The following is a 26,925-nucleotide window of genomic DNA, read 5'->3' as shown; positions in this document are numbered from 1 at the left end:
CACCGGCAGGCACCCGATCAGCCCTGCAACGAGATGGCAATGACCAAGACCCGTTCCCGCAAAGCCCTGTACATCGGCCTGCCCCTGGCCCTGGCGGTCGCCCTGGGCAGCGCCGCCGGCTACTTCTACTGGCAAGGCCGGGAGGCCGGATACCCGCGCCAGATCGTCGAACAGGCCAACGCCCTGCACGAACACATGCTCTCCTTCGACAGCCACGTCACCGTGCCGCTGGACCTGGGCAGCGCCGGCAACGAACTGGACAAGGACGGCCCGACCCAGTTCGACCTGGTCAAGGCCAACCGCGGGCGCCTGTCGGGCGCCGCGCTGACCATTTTCGGCTGGCCGGAAATCTGGAACGGCCCCAACGCGCCGCACCGCCCCACCCCCGGCTTCGTCGACGCCGCGCGCCACGAGCAAGAGGTGCGCTACAAGATCATCAGCGGCATGGTCCGCGACTTCCCCAACCAGGTCGGCATCGCCTACACCCCCGCCGACTTCCGCCGCCTCAACGGCGAGGGCAAGTTCGCCATCTTCATCAGCATGCTCAACGCCTACCCGTTGGGCCATGACGTCGCCCAACTGGACCTGTGGGCCGCACGCGGCATGCGCATGTTCGGCTTCAGCTACACCGGCAACAACGACTGGGCCGACTCCTCGCGCCCGCTGCCGTTCTTCAACGACACCGCCGACGCCCTCGGCGGCCTGTCGCCGCTGGGCGAGCAAGCGGTCAAGCGCCTCAACGACCTGGGCGTGATCATCGACGTGTCGCAGATGTCGACGAAGGCCCTGGAAGACGTCGCCCGCCTGTCGCGCGCACCGATGGTCGCCTCGCACTCGGCGCCCCGGGCGCTGGTGGACATCCCACGCAACCTCTCCGACCACGAGATGCAGCTGATCAAGGCCAGCGGCGGGGTGATCCAGGTGGTCGGTTTCGGCCAATACCTCAAGCCGCTGGGCAAGCCGGTGCTGGACAAGCTCGACGCCCTGCGCGCGCGCTTCGACCTGCAACCGCTGCAAGGCCTGGCCAACGCCCTGATGCCGGGCGACGCGGTGATCGCCATCTGGCCCGAGTCGCGCTTCGGCGAATACGCAAGTTCGCTGTACGGCATCCTCGAAGAAGAACCCAAGGCCACCCTCAAGCAGTACGTCGACGCCATCGACTACACGGTGAAAAAGGTAGGCATCGACCATGTCGGCATCAGTTCCGACTTCAACGACGGCGGCGGCCTGGACGGCTGGAAGGACGTGAGCGAAATCCGCAACGTCACCGCCGAGCTACTGACCCGCGGCTACAGCGAGACGGACATCGCGAAACTCTGGGCGGGCAACTTCCTGCGCGCCTGGGAACAGGTACAGAAATCCGCACAACCCGTCGCCACCCGCTGAGCAAGGCCCAACCCTTCATGACCAACCGTCGCAGTTTCCTCAAGCAAGCCGGCGTCCTAGCCGCCGGCCTGCCCCTGCTCGCCCACGCCCAGGCACCGGCCGGCAGCGCCAAGCCGCTGGCCGGCGCCGACAAATGGCGCAACCTGCGCGAGCTGTTCCCGCTCGACCCGCAGACCCTGCACTTCGCCAACTTCCTGATCACCGCCCACGCCCGCCCCGTGCAGGCGGCCATCGACCGCCACCGCGCCGACCTCGACCGCAACCCCGCCGCCCTGATGGACTGGAACAGCCAGTACGAATGGCAGCGCGAGGACGAAGTACGCGAATGGGCCGGTCGCTACCTGGAAGTCGGGCCCCGCCAGATCGCCCTGACCGGCAGCACCACCGAAGGCCTGGCGATGATCTACAGCGGCCTGCAGGTAGGCCCGAAACAGGAAATCCTGATCACCGAGCACGAGCACTACTCGGCCTACAAAGCCCTGGAGTTCCGCAGCCGCCGTCAAGGCACCCAGGTCCGCAAGATCCGCCTGTTCGACAAACCCTGGAACGTCTCCACCGACCAGGTGCTGAGCACCATCGACCAGAGCATCCGCCCCGAAACCCGGGTACTCGGCATGACCTGGGTGCACTCCAGCAGCGGCGTCAAACTGCCGGTGGGCGAGATCGGCGAACTGCTGCGCCGGCACAACCGCAACCGCAGCGAAGCCGAGCGCATCCTCTACGTGGTCGACGGCGTGCACGGCTTCGGCGTGGAGAACGCGCGCTTCGCCGACTTCAACTGCGACTACTTCATCGCCGGCACCCATAAGTGGATGTTCGGCCCCCGCGGCACCGGCCTGATCTGCGCCGCGTCCACCGGCATGGAGCACCTCACCCCCAGCGTCGCCACCTTCTCCCGCGACGAAGACTTCGCCACCATCATGACCCCCGGCGGCTACCACGCCTTCGAGCACCGCTGGGCCACCAGCGAGGCCTTCAAGCTGCACCTGCAGTTGGGCAAGGCCGACGTCCAGGCGCGCATCCACCAGCTCAACAGCCTGCTCAAGGAGCGCCTGGCCGAACACCGCCAGATCGAACTGGTGACGCCACGCAGCCCCGAGTTCTCCGCCGGTTTCACCTTCTTCCGCGTGCCCGGCAAGGACCCCGACGCCTTCGCCGCGCAGCTGATCGCCAACAAGGTCATGTGCGATGCGGTGTACCGCGAAGTCGGCCCGGTCATTCGCCTGGCCCCGGGGCTGCTCAATGACGAGCAGCAGATTGACCGGGTCATGGCCCTGGTCACCCAGCAACTCTAGAAAAGGATCTTTCATGCACACTGCCTTGCCTCGCCTCACCCTTGCCGCCCTGCTCGCCGCCTGCAGCCTGCCGGCCCTGGCCACCACCACCCCGGCGCCCGCGCCCGGCACGGTGTTCCGTGACTGCACCGGCGCCTGCCCGGAGATGGTCGTGCTACCGGCCGGCAGCTTCATGATGGGCACCCCCGACGACGAACAGGGCCGCCAGGACGACGAAGGCCCGATGCACAAGGTGACCTTCGCCAAGTCGTTCGCCATGAGCCGCTTCCAGGTCACCGCCGAGGAGTGGGACACCTACATCAAGCAGAGCGGCGCCGTGATCCATGACGGCGACGTACGCCCCGGGCGCAAGTGCACCGCCAGCAAGCCGACCTACAAGCAGGGCCCGCGGCAGCCGGCGGTGTGCATGACCTACTACGACGTGCAGGACTACGTGGAGTGGCTGTCGAAGAAGACCGGCAAGACCTACCGCATGGTCAGCGAAGCGGAACGTGAATACGCCGCCCGCGCCGGCAGTACCGGCCCGTTCCCCTTCCCCCTCGACCCAGGCGCCGACTACGAAATCAGCCAGCACGCCAACGTCTACGGGCCCAAGGACGGCTACAGCTTCACCTCACCGGTGGGCAGCTTCCCGCCCAACGCCTTCGGCATGTACGACATGCACGGCAATGTCTACGAATGGGTCGCCGATTGCCTGCACGACAACTATGTCGGCGCCCCCACCGACGGTAGCGCCTGGGGTCATTCCACCCGCAGCGCGGACAGTTGCGAACTGGTGCAGGTGCGCGGCAACGACTGGGGCGAAGCACCAATCTTCTCCCGTTCCGGCAACCGCAACGTGATGGTCCCCCGGCGGCCCGGCGACTGGCTGGGTTTCAGGGTCGTACGCGAACTCTGAGGGCCTGGCCCACGCTAAATTGTCCCCACCGCTTCTCGTTCTATCGATGTACTCCCGCAGCCCGGGGTGAGCGCCAAAGGCCTCCCCCGCCACCTCAAGGAACCGATAGCATGAGCCAGCCCCATTCCCCCCAGCAGGTCCACGACCTCATCGGCGTGGGCTTCGGCCCTTCCAACCTGGCCCTGGCCATTGCCCTGGAAGAACTCGCCGAAACCCACGGCCACGCCCTCGATGCACTATTCATCGACAAACAGAGCGACTACCGCTGGCACGGCAACACCCTGGCCACCCAGAGCGAGCTGCAGATCTCCTTCCTCAAGGACCTGGTGTCGCTGCGCAACCCCACCAGCCCCTACAGTTTCGTCAACTACCTGCACCAGAAGCAGCGCCTGGCCGACTTCATCAACCTGGGCACCTTTTACCCCTGCCGCCTGGAGTACAACGATTACCTGCGCTGGGCCGCCGAGCACTTCGCCACCCAGGCCCAGTACGGTGAAGAAGTGACCCGCATCGAGCCAGTGCTGGACGCCGGCAAAGTGCGCCAGCTGCGGGTTATCTCGCGTGACGCCCAGGGTCGCGAACACGCCCGCCTGAGCCGCGCGGTTGTAGTCGGCAGCGGCGGCACGCCCAAGGTCCCGGACAGTTTCCGCGCCTTCAAGGATGACCCACGGGTGTTCCACCACTCCACCTACCTGAGCAGCCTGGCCACCCTGCCCTGCAACCAGGGCAAGCCGATGCGCATCGCCATCGTCGGCTCCGGGCAGAGCGCCGCCGAGGCCTTCATCGACCTCAACGACAGCTTCCCCTCGGTCAAGGTCGACATGATCGTGCGCTCCAGCGCCCTCAAGCCCGCCGACGACAGCCCGTTCGTCAACGAGATCTTCGCCCCGGACTACACCGACCTGGTGTTCAACCAGGAACAGGCCGACCGCCAGAAGCTGATCGCCGAGTACCACAACACCAACTACTCGGTGGTCGACATCGACCTGCTCGAACGCATCTACGGCATCCTCTACCGCCAGAAGGTCGCCCACCAGTACCGCCACGCCGTGCTCTGCCGCCGCCAGGTGCAGGCCGCCACCGCCACCGCCGAAGGCATCGAGCTGACCCTGCAGGACCTGGCCACCCAGCAGTCGCAGACCCACCGCTACGACGCGGTGATCCTCGCCACCGGCTACGAGCGCCGTTCGCACCGTGACCTGCTGGCCCCGCTGCAAGGCTACCTGCAGGACTTCAGCGTCGAGCGCGACTACCGCGCCCTGAGCAACGCCGAGCTGCAGGCGCCGGTGTACCTGCAAGGCTTCTGCGAAACCAGCCACGGCCTGAGCGACACCTTGCTGTCGGTGCTGCCAAGCCGCGCGGCGGAAATCGGCGAATCGCTGTACAAGGCGCTGGCGCAGCACGCCGAGGCCGTGCCCCTGCACGCAGCCGCCATTGCCCTCACCCGCGCCTGACAGGAAGCCTCCATGAGTCCTCAACCTCCCGGGGCGCTGCGCCAACTGCTGGGGCTGCTGCGCCCGTTCTGGCCGACGGTGACCATCGCCACCCTGCTGGGCATGCTCGGCGGCCTGAGCATCACCGCGCTGCTTGCCACCATCAACAATGGCCTGCACAGCGACGGCGGCTTGCAGCAAGGCGTGGTGCTGGCCTTCATCGGCCTGTGCGTGGTGGCGCTGGTCAGCAGCATCTGCTCGGACATCGGCACCAACTATGTGGGCCAGCATGTGATCGCCGCGCTGCGCAAGCAGCTGGGCGAGAAAGTGCTGGCCGCGCCGATCGAGCAGATCGAGCAGTACCGCAGCCATCGGCTGATCCCGGTGCTCACCCATGACGTCGACACGGTCAGCGACTTCGCCTACGTGTTCGCCCCGCTGGCCATCTCCCTGACCGTGACCCTGGGCTGCCTGGGCTACCTGGCCTACCTGTCGCTGCCGATGTTCCTGCTGGTGCTGCTGGCCGTGGGTGTCGGCAGCGTCATCCAGTACGCCGCACGGGCCCGCGGCATCCGCGGCTTCGTCGCCGCCCGCGACGCCGAGGACCAGTTGCAGAAGCACTACCAGGCCATCGCCGAGGGCGCCAAGGAGCTGCGCATCCACCGCACCCGTCGCCAGCGCATGCTCAACCACGGCATCCGCGAGACCGCCGACGGCATCCGCGATACCCAGGTGCGCTCGATCAACACCTTCGTGATCGCCAAGAGCCTGGGCTCGATGCTGTTCTTCCTGGTCATCGGCCTGGCCTTGACCCTGCAGTCGCTGTGGCCGGCCAACGACAAGTCGGTGATCAGCGGCTTCGTCCTGGTGCTGCTGTACATGAAAGGCCCGCTGGAGCACCTGATCACCACCTTGCCGATCATCAGCAAGGCACAGATCGCCCTGCGCCGCATCGCCGAGCTGTCGCAGCGGTTCAGTTCGCCCGAGCCGCACCTGCTGCTGGAAAACGCCCCCCAGGCCAACGACAAGGCACTGCACAGCCTGGAACTGGTCGACGTCACCTACACCTACCCGACCAACCCCGGCGTCGAGCCGTTCACGGTCGGGCCGGTGAGCTTCAAGGTCAAACCCGGCGAAATCCTGTTCATCGTCGGCGGCAACGGCTGTGGCAAGACCACCCTGATCAAGCTGCTGCTGGGGCTCTACGAACCCCACCAAGGGCATGTCGCGGTCAATGGCCAGCCCGTGGTGGCCAGCAACCGTGACGATTACCGCCAGCTGTTCACCACGGTGTTCGCCGACTACTACCTGTTCGACGAAGTCATCGGCGGTGCACAGGCCACCCCGGACGATGCGCAGAAGTACCTGGCACGCCTGCAACTGGCGCACAAGGTGCAACTGCTCGACGGCGCCTTCAGCACCACCGACCTGTCCACCGGCCAGCGCAAGCGCCTGGCCCTGCTCAACGCCTGGCTGGAAGGGCGCCCGGTGCTGGTGTTCGACGAGTGGGCCGCCGACCAGGATCCGACCTTCCGGCAGGTGTTCTACACCGAGCTGCTGCCCGACCTCAAACGCCTGGGCAAGACCATCATCGTCATCTCCCACGACGACCGTTACTTCCCGGTGGCCGACCAGTTGCTGCGCCTGGAGCGCGGCAAAGTGCTCGCCGACGCACAAACCGCCTGACCCCCGCAGGCCTTCTCCCGGGGCTGCCTGGCAGCCCCACCTCCCCCTTGCAACCACTGCGCTAGACCGCTTGCCGGCGAACACCGGCGCCGTCACGCCACCCTCATTTCGGCTCTTTTCATTTTTTTTTCACAAATCCATCCGGTTTTTCATCGCTCGTTCGTTTCATTGAAAGCTAATAAAAACTATTCCCACTTAACATACCGGAGCATCCACACGTGCAGTCCCGCCCTACCCTTTCACCGCTTGCCCGCGCCTTGTACCTCCGACGCTCCCTGTCCCTGGGTCTGCCTGCCGCTGTGATGGTCTCGGCACTCGGGACCTCGCTGGCAGCCCAGGCACAGAGCCAGACCTACGAATTCAGCATCGGCGCACAGTCCCTGGCCAGCGCGCTGATGCAACTGGCCGACCAGACCGGCCTGCAGGTGCTGTACAGCCCCGACACCCTCGGCAACCTCAGCACCCCGGGCGTACGTGGCCGGCTCAGCGTGGACCAGGCCGTTCGCCAACTACTGGGCGGCACCCAACTGCATTACACCCTCGACGGCAGCACCCTGACGGTGCTCGGCCAGGACAACGCCGGCGCCATGACCCTGGACGCCAGCGTGGTGTCCTCCACCCGCGTCGACGACTCGCCGTGGGGTGAAACCAAGGGCTACGTCGCCCGCCGCACCGCCACCGGCACCAAGACCGACACCTCGATGCTGGAAAACCCCCAGGCCATCTCGGTGGTGACCCGCGAGCGCATGGACGACATGGGCGTGCAGCGCCTGGACGAGGCACTGCGCTACACCTCCGGCGTGCGTTCCGACTCCGGCGGCGCCAACAACGCCGCCGACAACATCTACCTGCGCGGCTACGCCATTTCCTTCACCTACCGCGATGGCCTGCGCCTGCGCCCGCTGGGCTTCTTCGGCATGTTCAGCGAAGAGCCGTACGGCATGGAGCGCGTCGAAGTGCTCAAAGGCCCGACCTCGATCCTGTACGGCCAGGCCGATCCCGGCGGCATGGTCAACTCGATCTCCAAGCGCCCCACCGACTATGACCGTGGCGAGTTCGGCCTTTCCGCCGGCACCGGCCACCGCCGCCAGGCCAAGTTCGATGTCAGCGGCGCCCTGAACGACGAAAAGACCATGATGTACCGCCTGGTCGGCCTGGGCCGCGAGGCCGATGGCCTGTACGACCACACCGACGACGATCGCGGCTACATCGCCCCCAGCTTCACCTGGCGCCCCAACGACCAGACCAGCCTGACCGTGCTGGCGTCGTACCAGAAGAACAAGGCCCTGGCCCCGACCACCATCCCCTGGGCCGCCGTCAACGGTTCCAGCCCGTACGGCAAGGTGCCCATGGACCGCTTCGTCGGCGAGCCGAGCTTCGACTTCGAGGAAGTCGAAAGCACCTCGCTGGGCTACGAGTTCAGCCATGAGTTCAACGACACCTGGACCGTGCGCCAGAACGTGCGCTGGAGCGACTTCGACAACCAGGAAAACTACCTGGCGCGCGCCTTCGGCCTGAGCTCGACCGGCCTGATCACCGGCCCCGATGGCGTGCCCGGTGCATCGATCAACCGCCAGTGGCAGATCCGCCACGCCTACGGCAGCCACCTGGCACTGGACAACCAGTTGCAGGCCAGCTTCGACACCGGCCCGATCTCCCACACCGCCCTGTTCGGCATCGACTACAGCTGGAGCAAGTCGGTGCGTAACGAGCGCTGGGGCAATGCCACCCCGATCAACGTGTTCGACCCGACCTACGGCAGCCCGGTGGACACCTCGGTCAACGCCAGCTGGGTCAACAACCTGCAGCGCAGCACCCAGGTCGGCTACTACTTCCAGGACCAGCTCAAGTGGGACCGCTGGGTGCTGACCGTGGGCGGCCGCGAAGACCGCGCACGCACCCAGACCGAAGACCGCTTCACCGACATCGAGACGGCCGACCAGCACTGGCGGGACTTCACCGGCCGCGCCGGCCTGGTCTACCTGTTCGATAACGGCTTTGCGCCGTACGTCAGCTACAGCGAGTCGTTCAACCCGGTCGTAGGCACCACCGGCCCTGCCCGCGGCAGCAAGCCATTCGAACCGGAAACCGCCAAGCAGTACGAAGTGGGTGTGCGCTACCAGCCACCAGGCACCGACACCCAGATCACCTTGTCGGTCTACGACCTGACCAAGCAGAACGCGGTCACCACCGACCCGCAAGACCTGTTCAACAGCATCCAGACCGGCGAGATCCGCTCCAAGGGTGTGGAACTGGAAGCCATCACCACCGTGATGGACGACCTGAAGTTGACCGGCTCGCTGTCCTACAGCGACGTGAAAGTCACCAAGAGCAACGACGGCAACGAAGACAAGCGCCCGTTCAAGGCACCCGCCAAGCTGGCCTCGCTGTGGGCTGACTACGCCATCCCGTTCGACCCGCTGCAGGGCCTGAGCGTCGGTGCCGGCGTGCGCTACACCGGCTGGACCTTCGGCGACAGCATGAACACCTTCAAGGTGCCGTCCTACACCCTGTATGACGCTGCCGTGCGTTACGACCTGGGCAAGCTCGACCCAAGCCTGCGCGGGGCCCAGGCCGCCGTCAACGTCAACAACCTGACCAACAAGTACTACGTGGCCTCCTGCTTCTTCTACCAGGCGTGCAACCTGGGTGAAGGCCGCAGCGTGGTCGCCGAACTGACTTACAAGTGGTAAATCCCCCGCGTCACCGGTCCCCTGCCTGAGGCAGGGGGCTTCCTTACCCAGTGCTCGCCGATGTTTTAGCGGCGCCTATCAGATCGAGCGCCGCCCGTGCGGCGCATCGCTGGCAAGCCAGCTCCCACCCCGACCGCGCTGACCTCAAGCCATACGCAATCCTGTGGGAGCTGGCTTGCCAGCGATGGGGCGCGTAGCGCCCCCACCTGACTCACATCAGTTGCATCCCCCGGATACCATCAGGCCACCACCCCTTCGAGTATCACCATACAAGCGGCCTTGTGCCGCGATGGGCTGCAAAGCAGCCCCACGATCTGAAAAGCTGCGCTATCCCTCAAGCCACCCTGGCCGACGCCCACTCCAGCAGCCCGGCATAAATCGCCCCAACCTCTTCCACCATGCCCGACATCCGCAAAAAGTCGTGAGTCAGCCCTTCGGCCACCTGCAGCGTCAATGCATTGCCCTGCTCACGCAGCGCCTGGGCGTACGCCAAACCCTCATCAAACAGCGGATCGTACTCGGCCACCGCCAGGTAGGCCGGCGCCAGGCCGCTCAGGTCGGCCTGCAACAACGGCGACACCCGCCAGTCATCGGCACGCCCCACAGTCCCCAGGTACTGCTGGTAGAACCAGCGCAGGGTCTCGGTCTCCAACAGATAGCCCTCGGCATACTGCTGATGCGAAGCACGTTCACGGCTGATATCGGTCACCGGGTACAGCAGCAGCTGCCCCTTGGGCTGCAGTTGCAGGCGCTCGGGCTCGCGTGCCGCGATGATCGCCAGCACCGTGGCCAGGCTGGCGCCGACACTGTCGCCGGCAAAGATCACCCGCCCAGCGTCCAGTTGCAGGGCCTGGGCCTGCCCGGCCAGCCAGTTGGCCGCACCGCGCACGTCGTCCAGCGGCCCCGGGAACGGGTGCTCCGGGGCACGCCGATAGGCCGGCGCGAACACCGCAAAGCGCCCACCGGCAGCCAAGCGACGGCAGATCGAGTCATGGGAATCGAGGCTGCCGACCACGTAACCGCCACCGTGCAGGTAGAAGATCACCGGCAGCGCCCCTTGAGCGCCCTGTGGCCGGTACAGCCGCGCAGCGAGCACCTGGCCATCGTCCAGCAGCACTTCGTGGGCGGTCACCTGCAGGTCGCCCGGCGGGGTCGGGTCGAGAATGTCCGAGGCCTGCTCGAACACCTCGCGCGCCTGGTCTACAGGCAGTTCGTGCAAAGCACGGGTGGCGCCGCTCAGGCGGCCCAGTTCGGCCAGTTCGAGGAACACGGCCAGGTCAGGATGCACAGGCATCATTCAATCCTTCAACGATGAAAAGAACCGGGCCCTGTAAACAGGGCCCGGGGGTATCAGCCGGCGATGGTCTCGAGGCTGCCAAGGTACTCATGCACAGCCCTCATCAGGGCCGCATGGCGTGGGATGGCGAAGTGCGTGGTGTTCAGCCAGTGACGTTGCGCCACCTGGCCAAGCCCGGCCTCGAACGCCGCCACCGCCGCCTGGCTGGCCGCGTCACCGGCCCACCAGCAGTGGATTGGCACATCCAGCGTAGGCAAGTCGCCCTGCTGTTCGCTGAGCGCTTTCAGGCGCATGGCCACCACGAAGCCCTGGGCCAGGTCCTGGGCATCGAAGCCCGTGGCGCTGGCCAGCTGTGCCTGCACCTGGCCGATCGTCTCGGCCAGTGGCGTCACCTGCAACGGCTGCGGGCAAACCACGGCCGGCAACTGTTCGGCGTCGCACTGCAGGGTCACGGCCAGGAAACTGCGCAGTTCCTCGTCATCACTGACCAGGCTGGCGCCCTGCCCCGGGATGAAGCTGTCGACCAGGCCGACGAAGCCGACCTCCTGGCCCTGGCGCCGCAGCTCTTCGGCCACCAGCACCGCGAGCGTGCCACCCAGCGACCAGCCCAGCAGCAGGTACGGGCCATCGGCCTGCTTCTGGCGGATGTACTGGGCATAGTCGATGGCCATGCCCTGCAGCGAATCATCCTGCCAGTCACGGTCCAGCAGCATGCGGCACTGCAACCCATAGACGCTGTGGCGCCCCTCCAGCTGGCGAGCCAGCGGCTCGTAGTCGAACACCGTGCCGAAGCCAGCGTGCAGGCAGAACAGCGCCGGGCGCGCCGGGCTTGGGCTGTTGAGCAACAGCAGCGGGTCCAGCACGGCCTCCTGCTGCTCGTCATAGCCACTGAGCTGGGCAATGGTCGGTCGGGTCATCAGGTCGCGCAGCTTCAGTTCCAGGCCCAGGTCGCTGCGCCCGCGCAGCTTGCCGAGCACCTTGAGGATGCGCAGCGAGTCGCCGCCCAGCTCGAAGAAGTTGTCGGTCACGCCAACCCGCTCGACCCCCAGCACCTCTTGCCAGACCTCCGCCAACGCCTGTTCGGCGAGGTTGCGCGGCGCCTGATAATGGCGTTCGCTGGCGCCCGGCTGTGGCAGGGCCTTGCGATCGACCTTGCCATTGGGGTTCAGCGGCAAGGCGTCGAGCACGATGATCCGGCTCGGCACCATGTAGTCCGGCAGCTGCGCCTGCAACGCTTCACGCAGGGCCTGCTCCGCCGGGCCATCTGCTGCGGTCACCACGTAGCCCAGCAACTGGTCGCCGCTGTCCTCGCGACGGGCGATCACCACCGCGTCACGCACCCCCGCTTGCTGGCGCAGGCGCGCTTCGATCTCGCCCAGCTCGATGCGGAAGCCGCGCACCTTGACCTGGTTGTCCAGGCGGCCGAGGTAGTCGAACACCCCGTCGGCCCGCTGGCGCACCAGGTCACCGGTGCGGTACAGGCGCCCACCGGCGCTGAACGGGTCGGCCACGAAACGCTCGGCGGTCAGCCCCGGGCGGGCGTGATAACCCCGCGCCACGCCCTCGCCACCGATGTACAGCTCACCGGCCACGCCGGTCGGCAGCGGGTTGAGGTGGGTGTCGAGCACATACAGCGTACGCTCGCCGACCCGGGTGCCGATCGGCGCATAGGCAGCCTCGCAACGGGCGTCGGCAGCGACCTTCCACAGCAGCGGCGTGACCACCGTTTCGGTCGGGCCGTAGCCGTTGGTCAGGCAGCGCGGGCGCAGATTGCGCCGCACCAGGTCGAAGTTGGCCTGGGCCACCGCGTCACCGCCAAAGCAGTAGATGTCCACCGCCGGCGGCTGGCGGCCTTCGGCGAACTCGGCCAGCTGCTGCAGGTAGGCCGGCGGGAAGCAGGCGATGGTGATGGCCTGCTCGTGCAGCACCTGCCAGGTCTGCTCGGCGGTCCACAGCTGGTTGTCGCGCAGCACCAGGCAGCCACCGCGCAGCAGGGTCGACAGCCAACGCTCCTGGGCACCGTCGAAGGCGAACGACATGAACAGCAGCTCACGGGTGTGCGGGCCCATCTCGTAACGCTCGGCGATCGCCGCGCAATGCATGGCGATACCACCCTGGGACACCGCCACGCCCTTGGGCTTGCCAGTGGAACCCGAGGTGTAGATGAGGTAGGCCAGGTTGCCCGGGCGTGCGCTCGACACCACCGCCTGCGCGGCGCTCGGCAGCGACACGGTGTCCAGCTCGATGCACAGCGCCACCGCCGTGTCGCCCAGGCGGGCACTGACGCGGCTCTCGGTAATGAGCACACTCATCGCCGAGTCCTCGATGATCCAGTCCAGGCGCTCACGGGGGTAGTCGATGTCCAGCGGCACATAGGCCGCACCGGTCTTCATCACCGCATAGAAGGCCACGATCATCTGCACCGAGCGCTCCAGCGCCACACCCACGCGGGTCTCCGGCCCGACGCCGGCGGCCAGCAGGCGTGTGGCCAGTGCCGCAGCGCGTTGCTCGAGCTGCCCATAGGTGAGGCTCTGGCCTGCGCAGGTCACGGCTTCGGCATCAGGGCGCAGGGCGGCCTGGCGGGCAATGGCATGCACCAGCAGCGGCTCAGGTTCGCCGGCGGCCAGCACGTTACCGCGCTGCAACCCATCACAGGCCTGGGCATCGAGCACGCCCAGGCTGCCCAGGGTCGCCTGGGCATCGTCGAGCATGGCCAGCAGCAGCACTTCGAAGCTGCTCATCACCTGGGCGCAGGCCGCTTCGGTGAAGCGCTCGCGCAGGTAGAGGAACTCGATGGACAGCGTGCTGCCCAGGCTGACCGCCAGGTCCATGGCGTAGTTGGTCACGTCGCGGCCCTTGACCTCGCCGAAGCGCAACTGATCGTCACCGGCATCGGCCAGGCGCTCGTCGATCGGGTAGTTCTCGAACACCACGATGCTGTCGAACAGCGCCTGCCCGCCCTGCCCTGACCAGCGCTGGACATCCGCCAGCGACGCGTGCTCGTGATCGCGGGCCTCCAGGTTGTAGGCCTGCAATTGCGTCAGCCACTCGCCCACCGACAATTGCGGGTCGAGGGTCTGGGCGATCGGCAAGGTGTTGATGAACAGGCCAAGCATTTCGTCGGCCCCCGCCAGGCTGGCCGGACGGCCCGCCACCACAGCGCCGAAGCACACGCTCGACTGCCCGCTGTAGCGCTGCAACAGCAGCAGCCAGGTGGCCTGGATCAGCGTGTTGCTGGTCACCCGCAAGCGCTGGGCCTGGGCCTTGAGGCGCGCCGTGGCGGCCGCGTCCCAGTTCAGGTACAGCGCGCCATGGCCGCTTTCGCCCGGTGCCGGCTGTGGCGCCAGGGTGCCGGCCAGCAGGGTCGGCCCGTCCAGGTCGGCCAGGCGTGCACGCCAGAACTGCTCGTCGGCCTCGGCCGACTGGCGCTGCAGCCAGTCGATGTAATCGCGGTAGCGCCCCTGGCGCTCCGGCAGTGCCTGCCCGGCGTAGGCCTGGAACACTTCGCCCAGCAGGCGCGAGGTGCTCCAGCCGTCCATCAGGATATGGTGGCTGGTCCAGATCAGCTGGTAGGCGTCCTCGGCGGTGCGCACCAGGGTGATCCGGGTCAGCGGCGCCTGCAGCAGGTCGAAGCCCTTGGCACATTCAGCCGCTGCCACGGCTTGCAGCGCCTCCGGGTCGGCCTCGCGGTCGCGCCAGTCGATCACCTGCAACGCCAGCCTGGCCTCGCGGCGCACCAGCTGCAACGGCTGGGCGAGGGTCGCGGCGGCGCAGAAACCGGTGCGCAGGATCTCGTGACGGGCGATCACCTGGTTCCAGGCCGCCTCGAAGCGCGGCAGGTCGAGCCCTTGCACCGGCACGCTGATCTGGTTGATGTACAGGTCGGCGCCACTGCTTTCCTGGGTGTGGAACAGCATGCCCTGCTGCATCGGCGACAGCGGGTAGATGTCTTCGATCTGCGCCAGGGGCACCGGCAGGCTGTCCAGCCCGGCCATGTCCAGGCCGGCCAGCGGGAAGTCCGACGGCGTCGCCGAGCGTTCCTGCAAGGTGCAGCAGTGCTCCACCAGGGCTTCCAGCTCGCGACCGTAGTCATCCGCCAGGCGCTGCACGGTGGCTTCGTCGAACATCTGCGTGCTGAAGCGCCAACCCATGCTGAACTCGCCACCGTACACCTGGCCATTGAGCGTCAGCCAGTTGCCCAGTGCCGCCAACGGGCTCTGGTCCGGGCCCACGGCCTCGCCGGCCGGCACGAACAGCGCGCCGTCCTCGGCCGCAAAACTGCCGTCGAACTGGCCCAGGTAGTTGAAGGTGATGCGCGGCACCGGCAACGCTGCCAGCTCGGCCTGCACGGCATCCTCGCCCAGGTAGCGCAGCGCGCCCCAGCCCAGGCCCTTGTCCGGGATCGCTCGCAGTTGCTCCTTGACCAGGCGCAGATTGCTGCCCAGCGCCTCGCAGCGGCCCAAACGCACCGGGAACAGGCTGGTGAACCAACCCACGGTGCGGGTCAGGTCGAGGGCGTCGAACAACGCCTCGCGGCCGTGCCCTTCCAATTGGATCAGCGTGTCGTCACGCCCGCTCCAACGCCCGATGACCCGGGCCAGGGCGCACAGCAGCAGATCGTTGACCTGGGTGCGGTAGGCCGCCGGGGCCTCTTGCAGCAGCTTGCGGGTGGTTTCCCGCGACAGCTGAGTGGCCACCGAACGGCCGTGCTGGTTGGCCAGGCTGCCGTCAGGGCGTGCGCACGGCAGGTCGGTGTCGGCACCCTGCAGTTGCGCTTGCCAGTAATCCAGTTGCGGTGCTGCGTCGCCTCGGGCGTAGTCCTGCAGTTGCCCCGCCCAGTCGCGGACGCTGTTGGTACGTGTTGGTAGTTGGGTTTGCGCGCCTTGCTCGTAGGCCTGTTGCAGGTCCTCGAAGAGGATCCGCCAGGACACACCGTCCACCGCCAGGTGATGGATCACCAGCAGCAGCCGCTGTTCGCCTTGGTACTCGGCCAGCACCGCCCGCAGCAGCGGGCCGCTGGCCAGGTCCAGGCTGGCCTGGGCTTCACGGCCCAATGCCTCCAGCGCGGCGGCATCGGCCACCTCGCGGCGCCACAGCACGCTGTGGGCCGGCACGCCATGGTAGGTCGCCTGCCACTGGCCCTGCGCCTCGACAAAGCCCAAACGCAGCGCATCGTGGTGTTCCAGTACTACCGCCAGCGCCTGTTCCAAGCGATCGGCATCCAACGGCTGCTGCGGCTTGAGCAGCACCGACTGGTTCCAGTGATGGCGCTCGACCTGCACCTCGTCGAAGAACACCCGATGGATCGGCAGCAGCGCCGTCGGCCCTTCGACCCGGCCCTGCGCTACTTGCAGGCCGCTGCCGTCGAGGCTGGCCACTGCGGCCAGGCCCTGCACGGTCTGGTGCTGGAACAGCTGCTTGGGCGTGAAGTGAATCCCCGCCTGACGCGCCCGGCTCACCACCTGCAACGAGATGATCGAGTCGCCGCCCAGCTCGAAGAAGTTGTCCCGCGCACCGATGCGCTCCAGCTTGAGCACGTCCTGCCAGATCGCCGCGATGCGTTGTTCAAGGTCAGTGGCCGGGGCCTGGTAGTCGGCCTGCGCCGCCTCCAGGTCCGGCAGCGGCAGGGCCTTGCGGTCCAGCTTGCCGTTGGGGGTCAGCGGCAGCGCCGGCAGTTGCAGCAGATGCGCTGGCACCATGTATTCAGGCAGCTGTTCGCGCAGCGCGGCTTTCACCTGCTCGCTGTCCAGCGTGGCATTGGCCACCAGATAGCCGACCAGCTGATGACCGCTGGCACCTTCCACCGCCAGCACCACCGCCTCGCGCACGCCGGCCTGCTGTTGCAGGCGGGTTTCGATCTCGCCCAGCTCGATACGGAAACCACGCACTTTCACCTGGTGGTCAACCCGGCCGATGTATTCCAGCTGGCCGTCCTCGCGGTAGCGGGTCAGGTCGCCGGTGCGGTACATGCGCTCGCCAGCAGCGCCCGATGGGTTGGGCACGAACTTCTCGGCGGTCAGCCCCGGGCGCAGCAGGTAGCCACGGGCCAGGCCGTCACCGGCCAGGTACAGCTCGGCGGCAACGCCCACGGGGGCGGCCTGCAGTTGGTCGTCCAGCAGCAGCGCGCTGCTGTTGCACATCGGCTGGCCGATGCTCGGCACCCCGCCCTGCAGGCGGCGGCTGAAGGTGGAGTAGACGGTGTCTTCCGACGGGCCGTACAGGTCGTACACGTGGTCCAGGGTGCCCAGCGCGTACAGGCTGTCGACCAGCCCTTGCTTGAGCGGCTCGCCACACAGGTTGACGATGTCCACCTCGGCCGGCACGTCGCCGGCACGCAGCAGCGCGGCGATGGCCGAGGGCACGGTGTTGATCAGGCGCACCTCGGCCCGCGCCGGCAGGTTGCCCAGCTCCAGGGCATTGCGCGCCAGGATCAGGTAACCGCCGTTGGCCAGGGTGACGAACAGCTCCCATACCGACAGGTCGAAGCACACCGAAGTCGAGGCCAGCACGCCCTGGATCTGGTCATGGCTGTACATGCCGGCGGACCAGTGCGCCAGGGCCACGATGTTGCGGTGGGTGATGGCCACGCCCTTGGGCCTGCCGGTGGAACCGGAGGTATAGATCACGTAGGCAAGGTTCTGCGCAGTCACCCGGGTGACCGGCGCGCTCGCCGGATAGTGCGCCAACGGCGCGTCGTCCTCGGCCACCAGCACCGTGGTCAGGCCATCCAGGGAAATGCCTTCGAGCACACCCGGCTGGGTCAGCAGCACCCGCGCCTGGCTGTCTTCGAGCATGTAGGCCAGGCGGTCGAGCGGGTAGTCCGGGTCCAGCGGCACATAGGTGCCACCGGCCTTGAGCACCGCCAGCAGCGCCACCAGCAGTTCGGCGTTGCGCGGCATGGCCACGCCCACCCGCACCTCGGGGCCGACCCCCAGCGCCACCAGGTGGTGGGCCAGGCGGTTGGCGCGGGCCTGCAGCCAGGCGTGGTCCAGGCGCCGCTCGCCATCGATCAGGGCCAGCGCCTGGGGCGTCTGGGCCGCCTGGCGCTCGATCAGCTGATGGATGCACTGCTCGCTTGCATAGGTTTCACGGGCCGGGTTGAAGCCGGCCAGGCGCGCCTGCTCAGCCGCCTCCAGGCTCGGCAGTTCGGCCAAGGGCAGGTGGAACTGTGCCGGCAACCGGGCCAGCAGGCCGCTGAGCTGCTCGCCGAGCCGGCGCATGCCTTGCTCGGGGAAGCTGCGACTGTCGAAGCTCAGGTGCAGCACCAGCTCTTCGGCATGCACCACCATCAGGGTCAACGGGAAGTTGGTCTGCTCGTGGTTGTGCACCTCACCAAAGCGCAGGCTGTCCGGCGCGGCCTGCTGCAGGGCTTCGGAGATCGGGAAGTTCTCGAACACCAGCAAGGTATCGAACAGGTTGTCGCCCAACTGCGCCCAGCGCTGTACATCGAACAACGCGGTGTGTTCGTGCTCACGCAAGGCCAGGTTGCGCAGTTGCAACTGCGCCAGCCACTCGCCCAGCGGCTGCTGCGACTCGACGTCGACCACCACCGGCAGGGTGTTGATGAACAGGCCCAGTTGCTGCTCGATGCCGACCAGCTCGGCCGGTCGGCCAGCCACGGTGGCACCGAAGGCCACGTGCTGCTGGCCGGTGTAACGCGACAGCAGCAAGGCCCAGGCACCCTGCACCAGGGTGTTCATGGTCAGCTTGTGCTGGCGGGCAAATTCGCTCAGGGCTTGGGTTTGCTGGGCATCCAGGCCGGTGTACAGCTCGACCTGGCCACCCTCGCCTTGCGGCAGGTCGCCAAATACCCGTGCCAGCCGGGTCGGCACTTGCAACCCCGCCACTTGCCCGCGCCAGAAGTGCTCGGTGGCCGCCGGGTCCTGGGCACCCAGCCAGGCGATGTAGTCGCGGTAACGCCCCGCCTGGGCCGGCACGGCCTGGCCACGGTAGCGTTGCAGCACCTCGCCCATCAGGCGCGAGTTGCTCCAGCCGTCCATGAGGATGTGGTGGCTGGTGTAGATCAGGTGGTGGCGCTGCTCGCCCAGGCGCACCAGCAACAGGCGCAGCAAGGGCGGTTCGGCCGGGTCGAAACCCTGGGCACGCTCGTCGGCGGCCAGTTGGTCGAGCGCGGCCGTGTCGGCGGCGCGGTCGCGCCAGTCGAGCTCGCGCAGGTTCAGGCGCACAGACTTGCGGATGACCTGCAGCGGGCGCTCCAGGCCCTGCCAGAGGAAGCTGCTGCGCAGTACGTCATGGTCATCGACACAGGCCTGCCAGGCCGCCGCGAAGCGCGCAGGCTCCAGGCCTTCGACCTCCAGGCGCATCTGGTTGATGTAGTCGCCGCTGTGCTCGTAGACGGTGTGGAACAGCATGCCCTGCTGCATCGGCGACAGCGGGTAGATGTCTTCGATCTGCGCCAGGGGCACCGGCAGGCTGTCCAGCCCGGCCATGTCCAGGCCGGCCAACGGGAAGTCCGACGGCGTCGCCGAGCGCTCCTGCAAGGTGCAGCAGTGCTCCACCAGGGCTTCCAGTTCGCGACCATAGTCATCCGCCAGGCGCTGCACCGTGGCTTCGTCGAACATCTGCGTGCTGAAGCGCCAGCCCATGCTGAACTCGCCGCCGTACACCTGGCCATTGAGCGTCAGCCAGTTACCCAGTGCCGCCAACGGGCTCTGGTCCGGGCCCACGGCCTCGCCGGCCGGCACGAACAGAGCGCCGTCCTCGGCCGCAAAACTGCCGTCGAACTGGCCCAGGTAGTTGAAGGTGATGCGCGGCACCGGCAGAGCTGCCAGGTTGGCCTGCACGCTGTCGTCGCCCAGGTAGCGCAGTGCGCCCCAGCCCAGGCCCTTGTCCGGGATCGCTCGCAGTTGCTCCTTGACCAGGCGCAGGTTGCTGCCCAGTGCCTCGCAGCGGCCCAGACGAACCGGGAACAGGCTGGTGAACCAACCTACCGTACGAGTCAGGTCCAGCGCGTCGAACAACGCCTCGCGGCCGTGCCCTTCCAGTTGAATCAGCGTGTCGTCACGCCCGCTCCAACGCCCGATAACCCGGGCCAGGGCGCACAGCAGCAGGTCATTGACCTGGGTGCGGTAGGCCGCCGGGGCCTCTTGCAGCAGCTTGCGGGTGGTTTCCCGCGACAGCTGGGTGGCCACCGAACGGCCGTGCTGGTTGGCCAGGCTGCCGTCAGGGCGTTCGCACGGCAGGTCGGTGTCGGCACCTTGCAGTTGCGCTTGCCAGTAATCCAGTTGCGGTGCTGCGTCGCCTCGGGCGTAGTCCTGCAGTTGCCCCGCCCAGTCGCGGACGCTGTTGGTACGTGTTGGTAGTTGGGTTTGCGCGCCTTGCTCGTAGGCCTGTTGCAGGTCCTCGAAGAGGATCCGCCAGGACACACCGTCCACCGCCAGGTGATGGATCACCAGCAGCAGCCGCTGTTCGCCTTGGTACTCGGCCAGCACCGCCCGCAGCAGCGGGCCGCTGGCCAGGTCCAGGCTGGCCTGGGCTTCACGGCCCAATGCCTCCAGCGCGGCGGCATCGGCCACCTCGCGGCGCCACAGCACGCTGCCTTCAGGCAGGCCGTGGTAGGTCGCCTGCCACTGGCCCTGCGCCTCGACAAAGCCCAAACGCAGCGCATCGTGGTGTTCCAGTACTACCGCCAGCGCCTGTTCCAAGCGATCGGCATCCAACGGCTGCTGCGGCTTGAGCAGCACCGATTGGTTCCAGTGATGGCGCTCGACCTGCACCTCGTCGAAGAACACCCGATGGATCGGCAGCAGCGCCGTCGGCCCTTCGACCCGGCCCTGCGCTACTTGCAGGCCGCTGCCGTCGAGGCTGGCCACTGCGGCCAGGCCCTGCACGGTCTGGTGCTGGAACAGCTGCTTGGGCGTGAAGTGAATCCCCGCCTGGCGTGCCCGGCTCACCACCTGCAACGAGATGATCGAGTCGCCGCCCAGCTCGAAGAAGTTGTCCCTTGCACCGATGCGCTCCAGCTTGAGCACGTCTTGCCAGATCGCCGCGATGCGTTGTTCAAGGTCAGTGGCCGGGGCCTGGTAGTCGGCCTGCGCCGCCTCCAGGTCCGGCAGCGGCAGGGCCTTGCGGTCCAGCTTGCCGTTGGGGGTCAGCGGCAGCGCCGGCAGTTGCAGCAGGTGCGCAGGCACCATGTATTCAGGCAGCTGTTCGCGCAGCGCGGCTTTCACCTGCTCGCTGTCCAGCGTGGCATTGGCCACCAGATAGCCGACCAGCTGATGACCGCTGGCACCTTCCACCGCCAGCACCACCGCCTCGCGCACGCCGGCCTGCTGTTGCAGGCGGGTTTCGATCTCGCCCAGCTCGATACGGAAACCACGCACTTTCACCTGGTGGTCAACCCGGCCGATGTATTCCAGCTGGCCGTCCTCGCGGTAGCGGGTCAGGTCGCCGGTGCGGTACATCCGCTCACCAGCAGCGCCCGATGGGTTGGGCACGAACTTCTCAGCAGTCAGCCCCGGGCGCAGCAGGTAGCCACGAGTCACCCCGTCACCGGCCAGGTACAGCTCGGCAGCGACACCGACCGGTACCGGATGCAGTTGATCATCCAGCAGGTAGCCCTGGCTGTTGCACAGCGGCCGGCCGATGCTGGCCTGCCCACCGGCCTCGCGGCGGCAGTAAGTCGAATAGGTGGTGTCTTCCGATGGCCCGTACAGGTCGTACACATGGTCCAGGCTGCCCAGCGCGTACAGGCTGTCGACCAGCTCCTGCTTGAGCGGCTCGCCCGCCAGGTTGACGATCTTGACCCCCGCCGGAATGTCACCGGCACGCAGCAGCGCGGCAATGGCCGAGGGCACGGTGTTGACCAGGCGCACCTCGGCGCGTGCCGGCAGGCTGCCCAGCTCCAGGGCGTTGCGCGCCAGGATCAGGTGGCCACCGTTGGCCAGGGTGACGAACAGCTCCCACACCGACAGGTCGAAGCACACCGACGTCGAGGCCAACACGCCACGGATCGCCTCGCGCGGGTAGACCCCGGCCGACCAGTGCACCAGCGCGGCCACGTTGCGGTGGGCAATCGCCACGCCCTTGGGCTTGCCGGTGGAACCGGAGGTGTAGATCACATAGGCCAGGTTGTCGGGCCGCACCGCCACCACGGGCGCGGTGTCCGGGTAGGCGGCCAGGGCAGCGTCATCTTCACCGACCAGCACCGTGGCCAGCCCTTCCAGCGGCACGCCATCCAGCGCCCCGGCCTGGGTCAGCAGCACGCGGGCCTGACTGTCTTCGAGCATGTAGGCCAGGCGGTCACGGGGGTAGTCCGGGTCCAGCGGCACATAGGTGCCACCGGCCTTGAGCACCGCCAGCAGGGCCACCAGCAGCTCGGCGTTGCGCGGCATGGCCACGCCCACCCGCACTTCCGGGCCGACCCCCAGCGCTACCAGGTGGTGGGCCAGGCGGTTGGCGCGGGCCTGCAGCCAGGCGTGGTCCAGGCGCCGTTCGCCATCGATCAGGGCCAGCGCCTGGGGCGCCTCGGCCGCCTGGCGGTCGATCAGTTGATGGATGCACAGTTCGCTTGCATAGGCCTCACGGGCCGGGTTGAAGCTGGCCAGGCGCGCCTGTTCGGCGGCGTCCAGCAGGCGCAGCTCGCCCAGGGCGGCCTCGGGCCGCTCGACGATCTGCGCCAGCAGGCCCAGCCAGTGGCCGGCCAGGCGCTGCACGCTCGCCGCCTCGAACAGGTCGGTGGCGTAGGTGAACGAGGCCGCCAGTTGCCCGGGGCTTTCGTGGGTGCTCAAGGTCAGGTCGAACTGGGCGTCGTCACCCGACCAGCCCAGGCTGCGCACCTCAAGGCCGGCCAGGGCACGTGGCGCCTGGGCGGCGCCGGCATGTTCGGCCTGGTGGTTGAACATCACCTGGAACAGCGGGCTGTAGCTCAGGCTGCGCTCGGGCTGCAAGGCATCGACCAGTTGCTCGAACGGCAGGTCCTGGTGGTCCTGGGCCGCCAGCGTGGCCTGGCGCACCTGCGCCAGCAGGTCGAGGAAACTGTCCTCGCCGCGCAGGTCGGCCTGCAGCACCTGGGTGTTGACGAAGAAGCCGATCAGGCGCTCGGTTTCCAGGCGGTTGCGGTTGGCGATCGGCACGCCGACGCGGATGCGCGGCTGGCCGCTGCTGCGGAACAGCAGGGTCTGGTAGGCCGCCAGCAGCAGCATGAACAGGGTGCTGCCCTGCTGCTCGGCCAGCGCCTTGAGGCGCTGGTGCAGCGCCGCATCCACCGGCACTTCCAGGCGCGCACCGCGCAGGCTCTGCTGCACCGGGCGCACATGGTCGGTAGGCAGCTCGAGCACCACGGGCGCTGTGCCCAGGTGGGTTTTCCAGTAGTCCAGCTGGCGCTCACGCTCGCCAGCGTCCATCCACTGGCGCTGCCAGGCGGCGTAGTCGGCGTACTGGATCGCCAGCGCCGGCAACTGCACCGGCTGCCCGGCGCGGGCGGCACCGTAGCAGTGCAGCAACTCGTCGATCATCACCTGCATCGACCAGCCATCGGAGACGATGTGGTGCTGGGTGACCACCAGCACATGGCGCTGCGGCGCCAGTTGCAGCAGTGCGGCGCGCATCAGCAGGTCGCCGCGCAGGTCGAACGGCCGGCCGACCTGTTCGCCGACGAAGGCCGCGATGGCCGCCTGCTCCTCGGCACCGGCAGGCAAGTGCTGCACAGGCAGCGGGAACCGCACGCCGTCATGGAACACCTGGACGCACTGGCCGTCCTGCTCCTGGAAGCAGGTGCGCAAGCTTTCATGGTGCTCGAACAGCGCCTGGAACGCCTGGCCCAGTGCGGCCACGTCCAGTTCGCCCTGCAGTTGCAGGACCATCGGGATCACATAAGCGGTGCTGTGCGGCTCCAACTGCCAGAGGAACCACTGGCGCTCCTGGGCATAGGACAGCGCCAGCCCGGTATCCCGTGGCAATGCCGGGATGGCATCCACCTCGCGGCGCTCGCCTTGCGCCAATGCGCCGACAAAGGCCTGCAACTGGCTGTGTTCGAACAGCACCCGCAGCGGTACATCGATAGCCAGCGCCTGACGCACGCGGGAGACCAACTGGGTCGCCAGCAGCGAATGCCCGCCCAGGGTAAAGAAGTCGTCATCCAGGCCCACCTGCTCGCAGCCCAGCAGCTGCTGCCAGATGGCCGCCACGCTGCGCTCGCGCTCGGTTTGCGGCGCGCGGTACAGCGCTTGCACCTGACGCTGGTCGAAAGCCGGCAGCGCCTTGCGGTCGAGCTTGCCGTTGGGCGACAGCGGCATGCTTGGCAGCAGGATCATGTGCGCCGGCACCATGTAGTCGGGCATGCTCTGCCCCAGCGCCGCCTTGAGCTGGTCGACCAGTGCGCGCTGCACCGCCGCCTCGGCGCCGGCCATGGCCGGGTCGCTGGGCACCACGTAGGCCAGCAACTGCACGCCGGCAGCGCCCTGCCCGGCAATCGCCACGCATTCGGACACCTGCGCCTGCTCTTGCAGACGCGCCTCGATTTCACCCAGTTCGATGCGCAGGCCGCGGATCTTGACCTGATGGTCGATGCGCCCGGCGTACTCGATCACCCCGTCGGCGCGATAACGCGCCAGGTCACCGGTGCGATACAGGCGCTGGCCGGCACCGAACGGGCTGGCGACGAAACGCTCGGCGGTCAGGCCTGGGCGCTGGTGGTAACCCCGCGCCAAGCCTTCCCCGCCCAGATACAGCTCGCCGACCACACCGGCCGCCACCGGGTTGAGGCCGGCGTCAAGGATGTGGGTGGACAGGTTGGCGATCGGCTCACCGATCGGCACGCTGTGCTGGTGCTGCTCGCGGCAGGTCCAGTGGGTAACGTCGATGGCGGCCTCGGTCGGGCCGTACAGGTTGTACAGGCCGGCCTGGCCAAGCTGGGCCAGCACCTGCTGCTGGGTGTCCAGCGCCAGCGCCTCGCCGCTGCAGATGATGCGCTTGAGCCCCTGGCAGCTGCCGGCCTGGGGGTCGAGCATGAACGCCTGGAGCATCGACGGCACGAAGTGCAGCGTGGTGATGCCATGGTCGTTGATCAGGCGCACCAGGCGCGCCGGGTCGCGGTGCTCGCCCGGGCGGGCCAGCACCAGCCGCGCGCCCGTCATCAGCGGCCAGAAGAACTCCCACACCGAAACGTCGAAGCTGAACGGGGTCTTCTGCAACACCGCGTCGCTGGCATCCAGGCCATAGGCCTGCTGCATCCAGCACAGGCGGTTGGTCAGGGCCCGGTGGCGGTTGGCCGCGCCCTTGGGGCGGCCGGTGGAGCCGGAGGTGTAGATCATGTAGGCGAGGTTTTCGCCTTGCACCGCCACGCCCAGGTCGTCCTCGGCCAGGTGGCCGAGGGCCAGGGTATCCAGGCTCAGGCAACTCACCCCCGCCGGCACCGGCAGGCGCTCCAGCAGCGCGGCACTGGTCAGCAGCAGTTGCACGCCGCTGTCCTCGATCATGTAGGCCAGGCGGTCGGTGGGGTACTCCGGGTCCAGCGGCACGTAGGCGCCACCGGCCTTGAGCACTGCCAGCAGGCCGACGACCATCTCCACGCTGCGCTCCAGGGCGATGCCCACCAGGCAGTCCGGACCGACGCCCAGGTGCACCAGGTGGCGCGCCAGCTGGTTGGCCCGGGCGTTGAGCTGGGCGTAGCTGAGCACCTCTTCACCCAGTTGCAGGGCCGGGGCATCCGGGGTACGCGACACTTGGGCTTCGATCAGGCGCTGCACGGGCTGATCGAGCGGGAAGCTGGCATCGGCGGTGGCGTTCCACTGCCCGACGATACGCTCACGCTCGTCGGCGCCGAGCATCGCCAACTCACCCAGCTTGCCCTGCGGCGCCGCAACCACGGCGCGCAGCAGGTTGACCCAGTGCCGGGCCATGCGCTCGGCGCTGGCGGCATCGAACAGGTCGGTGGCGTAGGTAAGGCTGGCGGCCAGGCCCTGGGCATGCTCTTCGGTGGCCAGGGTGAGGTCGACCTGGGCGGTGCAGCCCTCGCGCTCGATCACCTCGGCCGTGAGGCCCAGGCCGCCGCCGGCGGGGGCCTGCGCGGCACTGCTGCCCTGGTGGTTGAACATGGCCTGGAACAGCGGGTTGTGGCTCAGGGTGCGCTCAGGCGCCAAGGCTTCGACCAACTGCTCGAACGGCAGGTCCTGGTGCGATTGCGCGCCCAGCACCCGGGCCTTGACCTGGCCCAGCAGGTCGGCAAAGCCGTCGCAGGCATCGAACCTGGCGGCCAGCACCTGGGTGTTGGCGAAGAAACCCACCAGCCCTTCCACTTCCACCCGGGTACGGTTGGCCACCGGCACGCCGACACGGATATCGGTTTGCCCGCTGTAGCGGTGCAGCAGGGTCTGGAAGCTGGCCAGCAGCAGCATGAACAGGGTCACGTTGCTGCGCTGGGCCAGTTGCTTGAGGCCTTCGGCCAGCCCGGCATCAATCTGGATGTCCAGGCGCGCGCCGCGGAACGACTGGCGCAGCGGCCGTGGGCGGTCGGTGGGTAATTCCAGCACCAGCGCCTCGCGGCCCAGTTGCTCGACCCAGTAGGCCAGCTGGCGCTCGCGCTCGCCGGCCTCCATCCACTCGCGCTGCCACGCGGCATAGTCGGCGTAGTCGATGGCCAACGGCGCCAATACCGGCTGCTCGCCGCGGCTGAAGGCTGCGTAGCACTGCATCAGCTCGCGCACGATCAGCTGCATCGACCAGCCGTCGGAGACGATGTGGTGCATGGCCAGGGCCAGCACGTGCTCGCGCTCGCCGGTGCGCAGCAACGCGGCGCGCAGCAGCGGCTCGCGGCGCAGGTCGAACGGCTGGTTCAGGCACTGGCCGAGCAGCTGCTCGATACGCGCCTGGGGCGCCTCAAAGGGTTGCAGGGTTTGCAGCGGCAAGGCGAACGGCTGCGGCTCGCGGATGAACTGCAGCACCTGGTCCTGTTCCTCGACGAAGCCGGTGCGCAAGGCGCCATGGCGCGCCAGCAAGGCATCGAACGCCGCTTGCAAGGCGCCATGATCGAGTTCGCCCTGCAAGCGCAGGGCGGTGGGAATGTTGTAGGCAGCGCTATGTGGGTCCAGTTGCCAGAGGAACCACTGGCGCTGCTGGGCGTAAGACAAACGTAAAGGCGCCTGCGGGTCGCGCTTGAACACCGGTGCGACAGCAAAGAGGTCGATCCCCTTTTCCTTGAGCATCCTGGCCAGGGCCTTCCGTTCCTTGGCCGACAACGCTCCAACCGCACCGATCAACTCTTGCACGTCCCGCACTC

Annotated in this window: 8 protein-coding genes; 6 read left to right on the top strand and 2 right to left on the bottom strand. The window is 67.7% G+C overall.

Features of this window, described 5'->3' with window-relative positions; genetic code table 11:
* Positions 1–39: 39 nt before the first annotated feature.
* From pvdM to LOY51_RS11235, 6 genes are all read left to right on the top strand, one after another.
* A complete protein-coding gene (gene pvdM / locus LOY51_RS11260; RefSeq protein WP_125463696.1) occupies positions 40–1,386 on the top strand; it encodes a pyoverdine-tailoring dipeptidase-like protein PvdM in 1,347 nt (448 codons plus the stop codon).
* Positions 1,387–1,403: 17 nt separating this feature from the next.
* Positions 1,404–2,681: a pyoverdine-tailoring periplasmic protein PvdN gene (gene pvdN, locus LOY51_RS11255; RefSeq protein ID WP_258646218.1), complete on the top strand. Its 1,278-nt coding sequence runs from the start codon at positions 1,404–1,406 to the stop codon at positions 2,679–2,681.
* Positions 2,682–2,694: 13 nt separating this feature from the next.
* A complete protein-coding gene (gene pvdO / locus LOY51_RS11250; protein ID WP_125463694.1) occupies positions 2,695–3,579 on the top strand; it encodes a dihydropyoverdine dehydrogenase in 885 nt (294 codons plus the stop codon).
* A 110-nt stretch (positions 3,580–3,689) separates the two neighbouring features.
* A complete protein-coding gene (locus tag LOY51_RS11245; protein WP_125463693.1) occupies positions 3,690–5,033 on the top strand; it encodes a lysine N(6)-hydroxylase/L-ornithine N(5)-oxygenase family protein in 1,344 nt (447 codons plus the stop codon).
* Positions 5,034–5,045: 12 nt separating this feature from the next.
* A complete protein-coding gene (locus LOY51_RS11240; RefSeq protein WP_258646214.1) occupies positions 5,046–6,698 on the top strand; it encodes a cyclic peptide export ABC transporter in 1,653 nt (550 codons plus the stop codon).
* Positions 6,699–6,916: 218 nt separating this feature from the next.
* Positions 6,917–9,391: a TonB-dependent siderophore receptor gene (locus LOY51_RS11235; protein WP_258646213.1), complete on the top strand. Its 2,475-nt coding sequence runs from the start codon at positions 6,917–6,919 to the stop codon at positions 9,389–9,391.
* Between the two features lie 334 nt (positions 9,392–9,725).
* On the opposite strand, the gene LOY51_RS11230 is transcribed toward LOY51_RS11235, so the two are convergent.
* Entirely contained in the window at positions 9,726–10,685 is a 960-nt protein-coding gene (locus LOY51_RS11230) for an alpha/beta hydrolase (protein WP_258646212.1), read from the bottom strand.
* A 56-nt stretch (positions 10,686–10,741) separates the two neighbouring features.
* Positions 10,742–26,914 carry a non-ribosomal peptide synthase/polyketide synthase gene (locus LOY51_RS11225; protein WP_258646211.1) on the bottom strand — a complete coding sequence of 5,391 codons (16,173 nt, stop codon included), beginning with the start codon at positions 26,912–26,914 and terminating at the stop codon, positions 10,742–10,744.
* Positions 26,915–26,925: the final 11 nt, after the last annotated feature.

It is taken from the genome of Pseudomonas sichuanensis, from assembly GCF_024749065.1.
GTDB classification, from domain to species: Bacteria; Pseudomonadota; Gammaproteobacteria; order Pseudomonadales; family Pseudomonadaceae; genus Aquipseudomonas; species Aquipseudomonas sichuanensis.
The sequence above is the reverse complement of the archived record's forward strand: the minus strand, read 5'-3'. Positions and strand labels throughout refer to the sequence as shown.